The following is a 16,776-nucleotide window of genomic DNA, read 5'->3' as shown; positions in this document are numbered from 1 at the left end:
GCAGGTGGTCTAGCTTCCTGTTGCGACCTCCAGGAACAAAGCCATTCGGATCAGTTCTGACAGGCTCTTCGCCTCCATCTTCGCCATCACGTTCGAACGGTGAATTTCGACAGTCCGAATGCTAATGTTCAGCTCGTGGGCGATCATCTTGTTGGCTTTGCCTGCGACCAAGCCCTCGAGAACCTGGCGCTCCCTTTGCGATAAAGATTGCAGGCGCGCCTGGGTCCGGAGGAGTTCCTGGTTCTTGCGAACGCTTTTCTCGTCGCAGACAAGAGCGAAGCGGACGACTTCCAGAAAGCGATCTTCCCGGAACGGCTTTTCGAGAAAGTCGATGGCGCCGGCCTTCATGGCTTCCACGGCGAGGGGAATGTCGGCATGACCTGTCATGACAATGACAGGAACATTTAGCCCCCGCATGTTGAGACGTCGAATGAACTCCAGCCCGTCGATGCCAGGCATGCGCACATCTGTAACGATGCAGCATCTTCCGGGGTCGCTGACCTCGTCAAGAAACGCCTTGGCTGATTCATGGAGCCGAACGTTCAGGCCAGCCGATACCAGCAAGAAGGAGAGAGCTTTTCGCACTCCGACGTCATCATCCACCACATACACGATCGGCGTGTTCGACACTGGCCATATCCTCCTTGTCGACGGTTCTCAAAGTGAAGTGGAAGGTGGTGCCTATACCGGGAATGGACTCAGCCCAGATCTTGCCGCCGTGGGACTCCACAATCGTCCGGCTGATCGAGAGGCCAACGCCCATACCGCTCCTTTTCGTGGTGGTAAATGGCTTGAAAAGGTTCTTCAAGACCTCGGGTGCGATCCCAGGTCCCGTATCCTGGACGCTGACCTGAACCATAGCCACAGACGGGAGAAGCTGAGCCTTGATCGCCAAATCGCGGCGATCTGTATCCTGCATCGCCTCGAATGCGTTGCGGATCAGGTTGAGCAGAACCTGCTGGATCTGGATGCGGTTGACGAAGACCAGGGGACTCTCCGACGGAAAATCATATTCGACCTTCACGTCTTTTTCCTTGGCTCCCACCAAAGCCAGGGCACTCGCCTCCTCGACAAGCCGTTGAAGTCCCTCAATCTGATGCTCGCTTCCTCCCCGAGCCACAAATTCCCGCAATTGCCTGATCACTTCTCCGGCGCGTAACGCTTCCTCGGCGGCTTCATTCACAGCATGGCGGACAAGGGAGATTTTCTCACCTTCGACATTGCTAAGGATGAGACCGCATCCCTTCAAGTAGCTGGTGATGGCCGTGAGCGGCTGGTTGATTTCATGGGCCAGTGTTGAACCCATCTCTCCGAGAGCTGTGAAGCGAGACATGTAGGCAAGCTCGGATTGCAACTCCTGCATTCGCGTCTCGGTCCGTTGGCGCTCCGTCAGATCGCGGATGAAGGCCGTGAAGAAACGCTCCCCTCCCGTTTGCATCTCGCCGACTTGAACTTCCATGGGAAAGGTCGAGCCATCCTTCCGTTGAGCAACGGCCACGCGCCCGCTCCCGATGATGCGCTGCTCCCCGGTCTCGCGGTAGCGACGGATATAACCGTCATGCTGCTCGCGGTAAGGCAAGGGCATCAGGAACTTGACGTTCGTGCCGATAACCTCCTCGGGCTGGTAGCCGAACATGTTTACGGCTGTGGCGCTGAAGGAGCGGATGATGCCGCTCTCATCTGCAACGACCATGGCATCGGGAACCGTCTCAAGGATGGATCTGAGATGGGCTTCGCTTGTGCGCAGGCGCTCCTCACTTGACCGTAGAGCATTCTCTGCCAACTTACGCTCTGTAATATCTTGAACCGTCCCAATCTTGCGGACCGGCCGCCCGTCCTCATCGACCAGGGTGCGACCGATGGCTGTGACCCAGCGCTCCTCCCCCGTATCGGCGCGAACGACGCGGAAGCTGCCGCTATAGGTCAGCTCGCTACCCGGCTCGTCGTCGTAGAAGGTATTCTCCATGCGCTCACGATCATCGGGATGAACGCAGTTGAGGATAACGTCACGCGTGATAGTGACATCCGGCGTCAGACCCAGGATCTGCCGGGCTTCGGGCATCCACTGCCGTCGGCTGGTGACAAGGTCTTGATCCCAGATGCCGAGTGCCGTCGTCTCGATGGCCAGGCGCAGCCTTTCTTCGCTGCTGCGCAATTTCATCTCGGCTTGGCGTTGATCATGGATATCCGTGACTGTTCCCACCCATTCCTGGATCTTGCCATCCTCGTTGAGGAGGGGGACTGCCCGGGCCAGCATCCAGCGGTATTTGCCGTCCAAGCGACGGACCCGGTACTCGAACGTGCCCGGCTCCTCCGAATCACGGACCGACTGCCACTGGCCGAGAAGTTTATCCCGGTCATAAGGGTGGACGGCATTCAGGAAGCCGTAGCCCGTATAACCCTCCTTGGTCTGCCCGCTGAAGGCTTCCCAGCCCCAGACTTTGGTGATGGCCCCATCCGTCCCCGCACGCCAGACAATGGCGGAACTGGCCTCGATCAGAGCACGGTACTGCTCTTCGCTTTGGCGGAGCCGCTCGGCCGCTGACTTCTGTTCATGGATGTCCGTAACGGTTCCCACCCATTCCTGCACTGCGCCATCTGCGTCACGGAGGGGAACGGCTCTCGTCAGAACCCATCGAAATTCGCCGTTCGGTGCCAGAACTCTATATTCGTTGGTCCTGGTCTGTTCAGAGGCCAGGGTTTCCATCCAGGCTGCAGTCACGCGTTCCCGGTCCTCGGGGTGGACAGCATCCAACCAAGCATATTCCGCGGCGCCTCCCGAGGAGGCACCCGGGACCGTATCCCATCCCAGGGACCCCTCGATGATCATGCCATTGGGAGCCGCGCGCCAGACCATCGCTGAACTCGCCTCGATGAGGGCGCGGTACCGCTCCTCCTGCGTCTTCAAGGCAGCTTCTGCAGCCATGAAGCGACTGATGTCGCGGGCGGTCAGAACAAAGCTGGGATCCTCATCTGCTTCGGTGGCGATCACGTCGATCGCCACACGACACAGGATGTGAATTCCATCTCTTGTCCTGCAACGGACTTGGTCCGCGGAATGTCCTGAATCGGCTGCGATCTTGAGATCCTGGAGGGGCCTTCCGCGGCGCTGCGCATCGGAGGAATAGAGCATCGAGAAGTGGCGGTTTAGAACTTCACCCGATTGCCAGCCATAGATGCGCTCGGCGCCTACATTCCATGATATAATGTTTCCTGCATGATCGAGAGTGATCACGGCAAAGTCGCTGACCGCATTGAGCACATGCGCAGGATCAAGCCCCGCGCGAACCGCCGGCCCGTCGAACTGATCTCTTAACGCAGATGTATGAGTCATAACCCCCCAACCCAGTCGCTGCGTTGCTTGCAGGTTTCTTAACGTATTGGCAATTGATCGTGCAAATCGAACGAGTGCATCCGACTGTCCGGGAGCAGAAGAGCTCCGGCGATGCGAAACACTTCATGGAGACAGACAACCGAAAAGCAACTGATTCGCTTGCGGCATGGTAGCGCTCAGCAACACAAGGAAACTAAGTTTCGCATTGATTGTATGGCAACAGTGTTGCTTCATGCCGCCATGCAGACCGGCAGATGCCACCGCCTCATCCAGCCCAACATTTAAACGGAGAGGCCGTCGCCAGTCTCTCCCATCGCAGACCCTATAAGGCTAGCCAAGTCAGCCTCGTGCAAGGTTGGAGGATTAAACCCCTCTTTACCATGTTTGCTCGGAGATTCCTGTGACGGGACCTGTCTATCTGTTTGATTTGGCATCACGGCAGGCTCAATGGCTTGCCGCACGCCAGGCAACGATTTCCGGAAATGTCGCTAACGCCAACACTCCTGGCTTCCGGGCACGGGATGTCGAGCCGTTCGCCGATATCCTGGACAAGACGAAGTTGGTGATGGCTGCGACGAACGATAGCCATATCGGCTTTTCTCCGTCACGCGCTGAAGCGACGAAAGTCAAGAAATCCGAGAGCTGGGATACGGTTTATTCAAAGAACTCCGTGAGCCTTGAGCAGGAACTCATCAAGGCCGGCGAAGTGAATCGTCAGCACTCGCTGAATACGAGCATCGTCAAGTCATTTCACAGAATGCTGATGTCCAGCGTGAGGACTACGCCATGATCGATCCCCTAATCGCCTCCAGCAAGTTGTCGAGCTCCGGACTGGAGGCTCAATCGGCACGCCTTCGGGTCGTGTCGGAGAACATCGCAAACGCACAATCGACCGGTCGCACACCGGGATCCGATCCCTATGCGCGCAAGACGATCACGTTCCGCTCCGAACTGGATCGGACGCTTGGAGCGGCTTCGGTGTCGGTCAAGGACGTCGGCCAGGACGAGGCGCCTTTCCCGGTCGAGTACGATCCTGGCAATCCGGCTGCTGACGAGAACGGCATGGTCAAGAAGCCGAACGTGAACACGTTGATCGAGATGGCCGACATGCGGGAGGCCAACCGTTCCTATCAGGCCAATCTGCAGATGATGAAGCAGGCGCGAGCCATGATCTCCGCAACAATCGATCTCATGAGAGGCTGATATGATCAGTGCCGTATCCTCCATCTCCTCAATGATTGACAGCCCCGCGGCAGTCACGGCCATTCCGACCTTCAGCGCGCAGCCGGCGGCAGGAGCAGCCGCTGGCGCCTCGCAGGTGAGCTTCAGCGACATGATGGCTCAGGTGGCGACATCATCCATCGACACGCTGAAGGCAGGCGAGGCCGCATCGATCGCAGGCATCCAGGGAAAAGCCTCGGTGCAGCAGGTCGTTGAGGCTGTGATGTCCGCCGAACAGACACTCCAGACCGCGATCGCCATCCGCGACAAGGTGGTTGCGGCCTACCAGGAAATCGCGCGGATGGCGATCTAGAGCATTTTCGACGAAGTGGATCCGGTTCGTCGTCAAAAGATGCGGCGTAACAAAGAAGAGAGATGATTTCACGCAAGTGGAAACAGCTCGAAAGGGATAAGATAATGAGAGCGCTTGCGATTGCTGCAACGGGAATGAATGCACAGCAGCTGAATGTCGAGGTGATCGCCAATAACATCTCGAACGTCAACACCACCGCCTTCAAGGGAGCACGGGCAGAGTTCACGGACCTTCTCTATCAAACCGAGCGCTCCCAGGCTATTCCCAACCAGGCAGGTTCCAGCCCGGTTCCGGAGGGCGCCATGCTGGGTCTGGGCGTGCGCACGGCGGCCATCCGCAATCTTCACCGGCAGGGTTCCCTGACGAACACATCGAACCAGTTCGATCTCGCCCTGAACGGGCGCGGCTGGTTTCAGGTGAACGCGCCGAGCGGTGAGATCGTCTACACGCGCGCAGGATCCTTCAACAAGAACGGGGACGGGCAGCTCGTCACCCTCGACGGGTATACGCTCAACCCGCCTATCATCATCCCGCCGAACACGTTGGATGTGACGATCAATGAATCCGGCGAGGTCTTCGCAAAGATTGACGGACAGGCCCAGCCCCAGAACCTTGGCCAGCTGACCCTTTCGAATTTCGCCAACGATGCTGGCCTGGAGCCGATCGGCGGTAACTACTACCGCGAGACTCTGGCATCGGGCGCGCCAGCGGTGGGCATTCCTTCCGACCCCGGTTACGGGAAGATCCATCAGGGATATCTCGAAGCATCGAACGTGGATCCCATCAAGGAAATCACGAATCTGATTTCGGCTCAGCGCGCCTTCGAGATGAACTCGAAAGTCATCCAGGCAGCGGACGACATGGCCGGAACCGTCTCAAAAGGCATCCGCTAAAAGCGGAGTCCGGGTGATCCTCTCATGAAGCATTTCCTCCAGCTTGCTTTCGCCGCAGCCATCTTCAGTGTGACAACGCTGCAGATGGCTGTAGCCGAGGAGCGTATCCTCCCGGTTCCGTCCGTCACGATCTATCCGGGGGATACGATCAACGAGTCCATGCTCAAGGATCGAGCGTTTCCGGAGAACTACCGCTACCGTACCGCAGTCGTGGAGTCCCCTCGCGTGCTGACCGGAAAGATGGCGCGCCGGACTCTTTTGCCCGGTGAGCCGATCCCGATGAACGCCGTCGATGACCCCAAGCTCGTCACGCGCGGCGTCCAGGCTCAGATCGTCTTCGAGGAGGGTGGGCTGTCGATCATGGGAACTGGCATTCCTCTGCAATCCGGCACCATGGGTGAGACGATCCAGGTCAAGAATGTCGATAGCGGCCGGATCATTACCGGACGGGTTCAGGCCGACGGCCGCATCCGGATTGGATTCTATTGATGCTCCGGGTCATTCTGCTCCTCCTGTCTGCTCTGTTTTCGGTGCATGCTCAGGCTGCCACCCGCATCAAGGACGTGGCCTCGGTTCAGGGCGTCAGGGACAACCAGCTGATCGGCTACGGTCTCGTCATGGGCCTGCAGGGAACCGGCGATACCCTCCGCAATTCCCAGTTCACGGAGCAATCCCTCCAGTCCATGCTTGATCGCATGGGCGTGAACGTCCGTGACATCAACCTGCGTACCCGCAATGTCGCCGCTGTTATCGTCACAGCTGATCTGCCCCCTTTCGTAGGAACAGGCTCCCGCATCGACGTGACCGTCACCTCCATGGGTGACGCGACATCCCTGAAAGGCGGCACTCTCATGCTGACGGCTCTGCAGGGCGGCGACGGTCAGGTCTATGCGGTGGCTCAGGGCGCCATCGTGGTGTCCGGCTTCTCTGCGCAGGGTCAGGCAGAGACTCTGACCTCCGGCGTTGCGACCGCAGGGCGTATTCCGAACGGCGCTCTGATCGAGCGTGAGGTCCAGGGAGGCTTCGACGCCGTCGGCGGATTGGCCTTCGAGCTCAAGAACCCGGACTACAAGACAGCGACCCTGATCACCGACGCGATCAACCAGTATGCCCAGCAGCGTTTCGGCGTCCGCGTCGCTTCCCCGCGAGATTTCCGCACCGTCGTGCTGCAGAAGCCGAAGAACATCGCAGCGACCCGCTTCATCGCCGAACTCGGCGATCTCGAGATTAGGCCCGATACGCCCGCTCGTATCGTCATCGACCAGCGGACCGGAACGGTCGTCATCGGGAAGAACGTGCAGATCTCGACCGTGGCCATCACTCACGGGGCCCTCACGATCCGTGTGACCGAGGCGCCTGAGGTCTCGCAGCCGGACCCCTTCTCGATGGGGCAGACTGTGGTGGTGCCGCGCACGCAGATCACGGCGGCGGAAGAACGCGTGCCCCTCGCTATCGTCAGGGGCTCGGATCTGCAGACCCTCGTCAAAGGCCTGAACCAGATGGGCCTCAAGCCATCCGATGTCATCGCCATCCTCCAGGCGGTGAAGACGGCCGGAGCCCTGCAAGCGGAGTTGGTGATCCAATGATCTTTCGCATGACACGCAAGAAGGCATGGCAAGCGGCAGTCTCGGCTTTGTTCCTTGGAGTCGCGTCTCAGGCGGTCGCACAGGCCCAGGAGCCTGCGGCTCAGAGCAAGAACAGCCAATACTGCGCGAACATCGCCGACGCTGCCTCGGATGCCCGCTTTGCTCTCCAGAAGCAGGCGCTTGCCGATATGGAAAAGGAAATCGAGGGCCGCATCAAGGTTCTGGAGGCCAGGCGCGCCGAGTATGAGGAATGGCTCAAGCGCCGCAACGAGGTCCTGGAAAAAGCCGATGAGACGATCGTCATGATCTACTCGCGGATGCGTCCGGATGCGGCCGCGTTGCAGCTCATGAACATGGATGAGGAGATTGCGGCAGCCGTCGTCGCGAAACTCAATCCTCGCGCTGCCAGCGCGGTTCTCAATGAAATGGAACCGGCCCGGGCCGCTCAACTGGCCAATGTCATCACCGACGCTCCCAAGCGTGAAAAGAACTCCGGGAGACAAAATTGAAGCATCTCATCGCCATCGTCGGCCTATGTTTCCTGGCGGCCTGCGCGACAAGGCCGGAGGAGCTGGGTCGTGAGCCGGTCATGACTCCCATCGGGTCGGGTATTGCCGTGGATCGCGAACCGCTCCCGCATCTGTTCAAAGGCACCGGCTCCTCGGCTGCGAACTCCACCTGGAGCAATGCCAGCGCCGATCTTTTCACAAGCCCGCGCGCCCGTCAGGTGGGTGACATCGTGACCGTCAATATCCAGATTGACGACAAAGCCGAGTTCGACAATGCCTCCGATCGATCACGGCAGTCGTCGATCAGGGCCGGACTCGATTATGCCTTATCGTTCAAAGGCTGGAATTCAGATGGGACAGCCGATGCCGGCATCAACTCCTCGTCGTCTTCCACAGGGCAGGGAACCATCGACCGCTCGGAGAAGCTGCGCCTGTCGGTGGCGGCGGTCGTCAACGAGGTCCTGCCGAACGGCAACGTTGTCATCAGCGGCTCGCAGGAAGTGCGCGTGAACTATGAGCTTCGCGTGCTGAACATCGCCGGCATCGTGCGGCCCCGAGACATCTCACCGAAGAACACCATCAGCTACGACAAGATCGCCGAGGCGAGGGTTTCCTATGGCGGCCGCGGGCGCCTCATGGAGGTCCAGCAGCCCGCCTACGGGCAGCAATTGTACGATGTCTTGGCACCCTTCTAGGCAGGTACGGGGACGCAGCAAGCATGGCCAAGGCACTGGAACTTCCGGCTCCAACCGTGAGCGCTCCAGCCCGAGAGGGGTCGTTGAGATGGCTCCTGACGCTCGGGCTTCTGACCCTGCTCTCCGCCGTGATCGGGGGCGGTTTCGGATTCGTCATGGTCTCGGGAATCGAGAAGCGCGTCGAGGAGAAATACAAGGCTCTGCCTGAGCAACCCGCGGTCGCAAGTCAGTACGCGGGCAATATCGGCATCAAGAAACTTGCTCCGGTCGTCACCAATCTCGCCGGCTCGAACGACGACTGGGTGAGGATCGAGGCCTCGATCGTCCATAAGCTGGGCGATGGGGAAAATCCTGACGTCATGGCTGGAGAGATACGGCAGGACGTTCTGTCCTACCTCCGGACTTTGTCGCTTGCCCAGATCCAGGGACCAAGCGGTCTTCTCCACCTCAGAGAGGATCTCAACGAGCGCGTCAAACTGCGCTCGAAAGGGGTGGTTCAGGAGCTGGTCCTCGAAACCCTTATCGTTCAGTAAATCGCGCGTAGCCTCATTTTCGAATCGCCTGCTCCTTTTCCCGAAAGTCCTTTGCCCATGCCCTTCCGCTTGATCCTCACCGGCGCATTCTTTCTTCTGGCCTCGAGCGCCAATGCCCAGCTGGCCGATCTTCAGGCGCTGATCCCTTCGGGCGATGGCGCCGCCAGCGGAAGGATCATCCAGCTTGTCGTCCTCCTGACGGTGCTCTCCCTGGCACCAGGACTGCTGATCATGGTGACGAGCTTCACCCGATTCGTGGTGGCGTTCTCGTTCCTGCGTTCCGGGCTCGGCCTTCAGAGCACGCCCGCTAATCTCTTCCTGATCAGCCTGTCTCTGTTCATGACCTTCTTCGTCATGGGTCCCACCTTCGACCGGGCCTGGAACGACGGCGTGCGTCCGCTGACGGAGAACCGGATTTCCGAGTCCGAGGCCTTCACCAAGACGACGGAACCCTTCCGCGACTTCATGTTGACGCATGTGAGGCCCAAGGACCTCCAGATGTTCAGCGATCTGGCCGCGGTCAATTACCCGAAACCCAGCGAGGGCGAGAAGATCGACCTGCGGATTCTGATTCCGGCCTTCATGATCTCCGAATTGAGGCGGGGATTCGAGATCGGCTTCCTGATCGCGCTTCCGTTCTTGGTCATCGACATGATCGTGGCGACCCTGGTGATGTCCATGGGTATGATGATGATGCCGCCGACCGTTCTCGCCCTCCCGTTCAAGATTCTCTTCTTCGTCCTGATCGACGGCTGGAACATCCTTGTGAGCGGGCTGGTGCGATCCTACTTCTGACCGCTCTTCGCACCAAGCCTCACGGGCACGATTTGAGCAAACTCTGAGAGGCAGCAACCTTCGCACAAGGTTGGCGGCGCAAAAGTAATCTCGAGAACATTTATCAGTACCGAGATTCCCAATGCCTGGTCGTCAACACGCCGAAAGACTCTGGAGTAGTTTGCTGCTGCTGGGCCCGCGTCGCCTGGCGGCCCTGGCCGCCATCGGCCTCGCTGTCTTCATGTCTGTCGGTATCGGAGCCTACTACCTCAGCCGCCCGGCGCAGGAGACCCTGTACACCGGCCTGGACCGTGAGGATGTCGGGCGGATGGGAGTTGTCCTCAATGACGCTGGTATTCCCTTCGATGTGAGTTCAGACGGCACCGCCCTCCTGGTCAGCTATGGCAATACGGCTCAGGCCAGGATGCTCCTGGCGGAGAAGGGCCTCCCGCACAGCACGAAGTCTGGTTACGAGCTCTTCAACGATCTGGGTTCGCTGGGCCTCACGTCCTTCATGCAGGAGGTCACGAAGGTGCGTGCTCTCGAGGGCGAGCTGGCGCGCACCATTCAGGGCATGAAGGGTATCAAGGCTGCCCGCGTTCATATTGTCCTTCCTGAACGCGGATCGTTCCGCCGTGAGCAGCAGGCGCCTTCGGCCTCCGTCGTCATCCGTACTCTGCCCGCTGATGATCCCTCCTCGGCGCAGGCGATCCGGCACCTCGTAGCGGCCGCGATCCCTGGCATGGCCGTGGACAAAGTGACTGTCATGAATACGGACGGCACTCTTCTGATGTCCGGCGATGATGCTGCCAATGCATCGACGGGGAAGATGGCGAGGCTCGAGAAGACGGTGGGGCTGGAGATCCAGGACAATGTACGCCGCACACTGGCGCCCTATCTTGGAACCGGCAATTTCGAGATCAGCGTGGCCGCTCGCCTGAGCACGGACAAGGTCAGCACCAACGAGACGATCTACAACCCCGAATCAAAGGTCGAGCGCTCGGTGCGTACGATCAAGGAGACGGAAGTCGCCCAGAACAAGAGCGGGCAGAAGCCGACCACCGTTCAGCAGAACCTGCCGGACGATAACGTTCGTGCGGAATCCGGCGACAGCTCCAGCGAAGACAACCAGCGTCGCGAGGAGTTGACGAACTACGAGATCTCGTCGAAGACGATCCAGACAATCAGCGATGGCTACCAGATCAAGAATCTTTCGGTTGCCGTGCTGGTGAACAAGTCCCGCATTACATCCCTGCTGGGAGAGAATGCCACCTCGGCCCAGATGGACGCGAAGATTGCCGAAATCGAGCAATTGGTTTCCTCTGCCACGGGTTTCAGCAAATCACGGGGCGACCAGATCAAGGTCGCGGCGGTCAGCTTCGTGGACGATGGTGGGATGCTGCAGCCCGTGCCAAGCCCCCCCCTGTCCGAAATCCTCATGCGCCAGTTCGGGACGGTCGTGAATGCCCTGACCATCCTGGCCCTGTGCGCGATGATGATCTGGTTCGGCCTGCGTCCCGCCGTAAGAATGCTGATCGCACGTCATCAGGTCGAGCTCGAGCTTCAGCGGGAGCAGGCTGCCGCCCTGGCTGCGGCCGAGGAGGAAATCGAGAAGCAGGAGGCTGGAAAGCAGGCTCTCCAGGCGGCCTTCGAGAAGGAGGAGCAGCACCTCATCGAGATGCCTCGCACACCCCAGCGCAAACTTGAGCAGATCATCGAACTCAGCGAGGAGCAGGCTGCTGCGGTTCTGAAGCAGTGGCTCGGACGGGAGGCCGCGTGATGGCGGGCGTGATCGCCAGCCTCCTGGAGGATTTCTCTCCGTCTTCAGGGGGTGAAACTCTAGGGATCGGCATTCTGCGCGCCGTCAGGAATACAACCCAGCCGGATCCGACCTCTGCTCCGGCGCCATCTCCGCCGCCTGTGGACCGTCAGGCTGAACTCATCAAGTCCGTCGAGGCAAGGGTCAGAGCCGAGGAGAGGGAAGCGGCTCAGACGAAGCTCGAGGAAGTGGTCGCGGCCGAGAAGGCCCGCTATGAGGACGAGCTCAGGGCGCAGCGCGTGATCTGGGTGGAGCAGCATGCTGAACAGCTCTCGACGCAGCTTGTCGAAAGCATCGGACGCATCGAGGTCATCCTCTCCGAACGGGTTGCGAACATTCTGAAGCCTTTCGTTTCCGAGGCCTTCCGGCAGCAGAGCATCGCCGAGTTCAGGGAGGCGATTGCGACGCTTCTATTGGGAGAAGAGCCGACCCCTATGAAGATCGTCGGACCTGAGGACCTTATCCAGGCCTTGAGAGCAACCCTTGGCGTTCATGGAGGAGCCGTAGAGTTCCTCCCGGGAGATCACGTCGAGGTGAGCATTTGTGTCCGTGACACAACCGTGCAGACGCAGCTCGGTCTCTGGGCGGGGCGGCTGGAACAGGCTTTGAAGGCTGAGTCATGAAGACGAAATCAGATGCGCAGGAGATCGTCATCGTCAGAAGAAGTGACGATGGTGAGGATGTCGTGAAAGGCGGCGCGTGGAAGATCGCGCATGCGGACTTCATGACCGCAATGATGGCCTTCTTTCTCGTAATGTGGCTCATCGGCCTGACGGACGAAGAGACGCGGAGCGGCGTCGCGAATTACTTCAACCCGGTGAAGCTCGCCGAATCGACGCCTAACAAGAAAGGCCTCGACGACCCGCAGAATGTTCCTCCCGACAACGAGACGGACAATACGAAGGATGGCAAGGAAAAAGGAAGCGGCGAGGGAACGGGCGGGAAATCCCACCAGCTGCAGAAGCCCCGGTTCAAGGAGGGAGCCCTGTTCCAGGATCCTTATGCCGTGCTCGCCAGGATTGCCGATGAGGTTGAGGCGACCCCGCACGATACGCTCGGTGCCGATGTCACCCCCGGTGAAAGCGAGGTGCCGGGGCTAAAGGCTGGAGAGGCCTTCCGCGATCCCTTTGACCCGCTTTACTGGCAGGTTGCACCTGTCGAGGAGCTGAAGACCGATACGCCGTCGAAGCCCGGCACGGCTCCAGTTGCGCCGTCCAAGGCTGTAATCGACGCTATTGCGTCGGCGCAGAAAACACCTGGAAGGGGCGCCATGTCCCAGGATGGGAAAGCTGCGCCCGGACCGGTCGCGGAACAGAATGCGACGAGTGGAAGCCAGGGTACTTCCGAAGCAAATGCCGCCGATCTGAAGGCGGCTGAGCTGAAGAGCGAGATCCTCAAGGCAGTCCAGCCTGGCAAGGATGTCGCGCCAAAGCCGCATATCGACGTCCGGCGCACCGGTGCTGGAACCCTGATCAGCCTCACGGACGACTTCGACTTCACGATGTTTGCCGTAGGCTCGGCGGAGCCACATGCCAAGGTCGTGCGAGCGATGGCTGAGATAGCAAAGATCCTGCAGGCGCGTCCGGGCAAGATCGTGATTCGTGGCCACACCGATGCCCGCCCCTTCAAGTCCGCCAACTACGACAACTGGCGCTTGTCCCATGCCAGGGCTCAGATGGCCTTGTATATGCTTGTCCGAGGCGGATTGGACGAGAGCAGGATCGTGCGGGTCGAAGGTCATGCGGACCGCGATCCCAAGACGCCGTCTGATCCCAATGCGGCCCAGAACCGCCGGGTCGAAATCCTTCTGCAGGAGTAATGACGGTGAACGTGCTTTCGCTCGCTGCTCTCGGTATGATCCTGCTGTTCGCTGCTGATGCTGCAGCGACGGAGAGCAGCCGTCCTGCCGACGCCGCGGCGGAGCCCGCTGTCGAGCAGGAAGCTCGGCCTCCAACTGCTCCCAGTCCCCTCCAGATGGTGCGAACGCTGCACCTGATGCAGGATCAGATCGCAACGGGATCCACCGAGGCCCATGTCGGACAGAGAGGGCTGCTGACTGTTCTCGATACCCGATTCATGGAATTTGCCCCGGAGATCTGGCAGAACGGCAAGAACCTTCGGGCTGCCGTATCCTTGGTTCTGAGCGGTGGAAATCCCGGCATCTTGAGGAAGCTTCTGGAATTAGGCTCCTCCGTCGTCACGGAGAGCGACAGACCTTTGGTCGAAGGTGCTCTCGCCTACGTCGAAGGCCGGGAGGAGGCCGCACACAACGCTCTCGCATCTCTGGACCCGCGTACGCTTCCACCGACCCTGAGCGCACAGCTCGCCCTCGTCCAGTCGGCGCTCGTGGTTCGAAAGGATCCTAAGAAATCCGATGAACTCCTGGACTTCGTGAGGCTCCAGGCGCCTGGCACCCTTCTGGAGGAGGCGGCGCTACGAAGGCAGGTGTTCGTCGCCAGCCAGACCGATCACATCGGGAAATTTCAGCTTCTGGCAACGGATTACCTGAGACGATATCGTCACTCGGTCTATGCCGGGAATTTCAGGCAGCGCCTGGCTTCGGCGCTGACCCGGATCGATTTCGGCAAAGAATCATCCCGGTTCGACGGTTTTGTCGAGATGATGAAGGAGCTGGAGCCGGAAGCAAGGCGCGATCTCTATCTTCTGGCCGCCCGTTCCTCGGTCGAACAGGGATACGTCAAGTCCGCTCGCCTCCTGGCAGACAAAGCACGGGAGCTAGCGGAGGGGGACAGGGTGAGCGCCGCAAGAGCAAGGCTCTACCATGCCGCTTCCATGATCACGTTGCCTCAGGAGATCAAGGCTGCGGCTGACGAACTCCAGGCGATCGACAGGTCGATTCTCCCCACGAGCGATGTGGCCCTGCTGGATGCAGCCATTGCGATGGCTGGGCAAATTCGCAGGATGCCCGACGCACCGATCGTACCAGCTGAAAACACGAAACCAAAACTCGTCAAGATGGTCGCCGAGAAGACAGCGGAAGCATACAATCCGATGCAAGGGCTGGAACAGCTTCAGGCCTTATCCAGGGCACGCGACGCTTTGAGCCGCGTTGACAGGTTAATCAAGAACCAGGCGTCCGGAAGCCCATGAGCCGACTCGATCTTATGCCTCAGACCCCATCACGATCCGTCGAAACATCGCAGACGCCGCGTGGGTTTTCCTCCGCAGCTGGCGCTCAGCAGGGCGGCAACGGCTCCGGAAGCGAGATGAAGGGGTTCGATTCAATGCTCGACGGTTTTTCCAAGGAGCAGAGCAGGGAAAACGCAGATCCTCTTGCGGATATCGATCTGCTCGACCTGTCAACGGACGGGGCGAAGGACGCTCCTGTTGTCGATCTGACGTCCCTGCAGGCTCTGCTGCCCACGACCCCGGCGGACAGCGCCTCAGCAGGAGCAGCGGCCTTCCAGCCTGGAAGTCAGGTCTATTCCGTGCTCGAAAACCTTTTGCCACGGATTCTTCCCCAAGCAGGCGCGAGCGGGCAGCCCGCTCCGGAGTTGCGCGATGGCGCCTTGGCCTCCCCGATGCTCGCGACGCCTTCCCTGGACAAGGCTGACGAGGGAATCCTGAGCTCCGCCTATGGATCGAGGCTGGCGGTCTCGGTTCAGAACCAGGAGACCCATTTCCGTCCCATTATCGAAGGATTTGAGTCTGCGCTTCAAGAACCGGCACCGGACGGATCGATCGATCCTCAGGGTGCAGCGTTCGAGGGCGAGGGTGCCGGCAAGAAGTCAAAAGAGATTTCAGCGAAGCTGCCTTCCGGCAATTTGCAGGGGGCATTGGGCGACAAGCCACTCATTCTCGATGCTGACCCCGTCGGCACCCGACCGAATGGGGAGAAGAGCTTCGAGAGGTTCTCGCTCGACCGCGTCGCTGATCGACCGGAGGTGCAGAAACAAGCCTCTCCGGTCAGCAAGGCGGACGGTGGCTTACTGCCGTCCGAAACCCTCCACCAGATGGCAAGAGCGATTCTGGATGACGTTGGGGGAATCTCGGAGCCTCAGGAAGCGTCATTCCAGGGCGATGGTGTCAACCGCGTCGCCGTTGCCCGTGCATCAGGCGGTGTCCTTCGGGTTCTCAGCCTCCAGCTCAACCCGGTGGAACTAGGGCTCGTGACGATCAAGATGCGCCTTGCCGGCGACAGCCTGGAGATGGAGTTGCAGGTTGAGAAAGAGGAGACTGCGGAGCTTCTCAGAAACGACGCCGACAAGCTGTCCAGCCTCTTGAGAACCTCCGGATACCGGCCTGACGTGATCACGATCCAATCAACCGACACGACCACCCATGATCGCAACGCGCTTCAGCGTCCTCAACAGGGTACGCAAGACCAGAGTTTCCAAGGGGCTGCAGCCGGGCAGGGTCATTCCTCCGGTCATAGGAAGGACCCATACGGCGCGGAAGGAGCGGAAGCCCGCAATGAACCGAAGGAAGATCGGATTTCTGATCGCGGCGGCTCTGGCGGGATTTACCTCTAGCACGGCCAGCCCAACGCCGGCCGTTGCGCAGCCGCAAGCCGGACTCTGCGAGCGGGAGATGACGAGGGCCTCGGCGATCTACGGCGTCCCACTGGGAATGCTCTACTCTGTCGGGCTCACCGAGACGGGCAAGCGAGGAAGCCTTCAGCCCTATGCCATGAATGTCGAGGGGAAGGCCGTCTTCTCCAGCAGCGCGACAGAGGCGATCCAGAAGTTCGAGCAGGCGAGCCGATCAGGGGCGAGGCTGATCGACATGGGCTGCATGCAGATCAATCATCTCTATCATCGCGAGAATTTTCCGTCGCTGGAAAGCATGCTGAACCCGCGCATGAACGTGGAATATGCAGCCCGCTTCCTGAAGGAGCTGAAGGCTCGTCATGACACATGGACCATGGCGGTTGCCCGCTATCATGCAGGGCCCAACAATGACCCCGCCCAGAAACGCTATGTGTGCCGCGTGATCGCCAACATGGTTGCAGCGGGTTTTGGCGCATGGACTCCTGGGGCCCGATCGTTCTGCGCGGATGCTCCGGGCCTCACGCCAGGGCAGACGGCCTCGGAAGGCTAGGCAGCCGACGCGAGGATGCCCTCCGTTGCTGAGGAGGC

18 protein-coding genes are annotated in these 16,776 nt (G+C 59.9%); 16 read left to right on the top strand and 2 right to left on the bottom strand.

The annotated features are described in order from the left end of the window. Positions 1 to 9: 9 nt before the first annotated feature. Both fixJ and ILT44_RS31690 read right to left on the bottom strand, forming a co-directional pair. Positions 10 to 585, bottom strand: a complete 576-nt coding sequence (gene fixJ, locus ILT44_RS07605; protein ID WP_307826367.1) for a response regulator FixJ — start codon at positions 583 to 585, stop codon at positions 10 to 12. Positions 586 to 595: 10 nt separating this feature from the next. Further along, positions 596 to 3,334 (bottom strand): PAS domain S-box protein, encoded by a 2,739-nt coding sequence (locus ILT44_RS31690; protein WP_204238975.1) that lies wholly within the window; start codon positions 3,332 to 3,334, stop codon positions 596 to 598. A gap of 400 nt (positions 3,335 to 3,734) precedes the next feature. Between ILT44_RS31690 and flgB the strand changes: the two genes are divergently transcribed. The 16 genes from flgB to ILT44_RS07520 all read left to right on the top strand — a co-directional run bounded on the left by flgB (position 3,735) and on the right by ILT44_RS07520 (position 16,738). Further along, on the top strand, positions 3,735 to 4,124 hold the full coding sequence (gene flgB, locus ILT44_RS07595; protein WP_204238974.1) for a flagellar basal body rod protein FlgB: 390 nt from the start codon (positions 3,735 to 3,737) through the stop codon (positions 4,122 to 4,124). Then, positions 4,121 to 4,537 (top strand): flagellar basal body rod protein FlgC, encoded by a 417-nt coding sequence (flgC, locus tag ILT44_RS07590; protein WP_204238973.1) that lies wholly within the window; start codon positions 4,121 to 4,123, stop codon positions 4,535 to 4,537. The genes flgB and flgC overlap by 4 nt, the downstream gene beginning before the upstream one ends. 1 nt (position 4,538) lies before the next feature. Continuing rightward, complete coding sequence (gene fliE / locus ILT44_RS07585; protein ID WP_204238972.1) at positions 4,539 to 4,868, top strand: flagellar hook-basal body complex protein FliE; 330 nt, start codon at positions 4,539 to 4,541, stop codon at positions 4,866 to 4,868. A 104-nt stretch (positions 4,869 to 4,972) separates the two neighbouring features. Next, a complete protein-coding gene (gene flgG / locus ILT44_RS07580) occupies positions 4,973 to 5,761 on the top strand; it encodes a flagellar basal-body rod protein FlgG (protein WP_204238971.1) in 789 nt (262 codons plus the stop codon). A 24-nt stretch (positions 5,762 to 5,785) separates the two neighbouring features. Further along, positions 5,786 to 6,250, top strand: coding sequence for a flagellar basal body P-ring formation chaperone FlgA (gene flgA / locus ILT44_RS07575; RefSeq protein WP_204238970.1), 465 nt, complete (start codon positions 5,786 to 5,788; stop codon positions 6,248 to 6,250). Beyond that, on the top strand, positions 6,250 to 7,347 hold the full coding sequence (gene flgI / locus ILT44_RS07570) for a flagellar basal body P-ring protein FlgI (protein WP_204238969.1): 1,098 nt from the start codon (positions 6,250 to 6,252) through the stop codon (positions 7,345 to 7,347). Before flgA ends, flgI begins: the two co-directional genes overlap by 1 nt. 8 nt (positions 7,348 to 7,355) lie before the next feature. Then, positions 7,356 to 7,856: a MotE family protein gene (locus ILT44_RS07565; protein ID WP_204238968.1), complete on the top strand. Its 501-nt coding sequence runs from the start codon at positions 7,356 to 7,358 to the stop codon at positions 7,854 to 7,856. Beyond that, positions 7,853 to 8,551, top strand: a complete 699-nt coding sequence (gene flgH / locus ILT44_RS07560) for a flagellar basal body L-ring protein FlgH (RefSeq protein WP_204238967.1) — start codon at positions 7,853 to 7,855, stop codon at positions 8,549 to 8,551. The genes ILT44_RS07565 and flgH overlap by 4 nt, the downstream gene beginning before the upstream one ends. Positions 8,552 to 8,574: 23 nt before the next feature. Next, a complete protein-coding gene (locus ILT44_RS07555; protein WP_204238966.1) occupies positions 8,575 to 9,084 on the top strand; it encodes a flagellar basal body-associated FliL family protein in 510 nt (169 codons plus the stop codon). A 57-nt stretch (positions 9,085 to 9,141) separates the two neighbouring features. After that, complete coding sequence (gene fliP / locus ILT44_RS07550; RefSeq protein WP_204238965.1) at positions 9,142 to 9,879, top strand: flagellar type III secretion system pore protein FliP; 738 nt, start codon at positions 9,142 to 9,144, stop codon at positions 9,877 to 9,879. A 121-nt stretch (positions 9,880 to 10,000) separates the two neighbouring features. Then, positions 10,001 to 11,638, top strand: coding sequence for a flagellar basal-body MS-ring/collar protein FliF (gene fliF / locus ILT44_RS07545; RefSeq protein WP_204238964.1), 1,638 nt, complete (start codon positions 10,001 to 10,003; stop codon positions 11,636 to 11,638). Beyond that, positions 11,638 to 12,300 (top strand): hypothetical protein, encoded by a 663-nt coding sequence (locus ILT44_RS07540; RefSeq protein WP_204238963.1) that lies wholly within the window; start codon positions 11,638 to 11,640, stop codon positions 12,298 to 12,300. The genes fliF and ILT44_RS07540 overlap by 1 nt, the downstream gene beginning before the upstream one ends. Continuing rightward, positions 12,297 to 13,496, top strand: coding sequence for a MotB family protein (locus ILT44_RS07535; RefSeq protein WP_204238962.1), 1,200 nt, complete (start codon positions 12,297 to 12,299; stop codon positions 13,494 to 13,496). The genes ILT44_RS07540 and ILT44_RS07535 overlap by 4 nt, the downstream gene beginning before the upstream one ends. A gap of 5 nt (positions 13,497 to 13,501) precedes the next feature. Further along, positions 13,502 to 14,788 (top strand): MotC family chemotaxis protein, encoded by a 1,287-nt coding sequence (locus ILT44_RS07530; protein WP_204238961.1) that lies wholly within the window; start codon positions 13,502 to 13,504, stop codon positions 14,786 to 14,788. Further along, positions 14,785 to 16,170, top strand: a complete 1,386-nt coding sequence (gene fliK / locus ILT44_RS07525; RefSeq protein ID WP_204238960.1) for a flagellar hook-length control protein FliK — start codon at positions 14,785 to 14,787, stop codon at positions 16,168 to 16,170. Before ILT44_RS07530 ends, fliK begins: the two co-directional genes overlap by 4 nt. Then, entirely contained in the window at positions 16,112 to 16,738 is a 627-nt protein-coding gene (locus ILT44_RS07520) for a transglycosylase SLT domain-containing protein (protein ID WP_239467988.1), read from the top strand. The genes fliK and ILT44_RS07520 overlap by 59 nt, the downstream gene beginning before the upstream one ends. Positions 16,739 to 16,776 lie beyond the last annotated feature (38 nt).

The organism is Microvirga arvi (genome assembly GCF_016892765.1).
Classification (GTDB): Bacteria; Pseudomonadota; Alphaproteobacteria; order Rhizobiales; family Beijerinckiaceae; genus Microvirga; species Microvirga arvi.
Note: the sequence above shows the minus strand (reverse complement) of the source record. Positions and strands in the feature narration are given on the sequence as shown.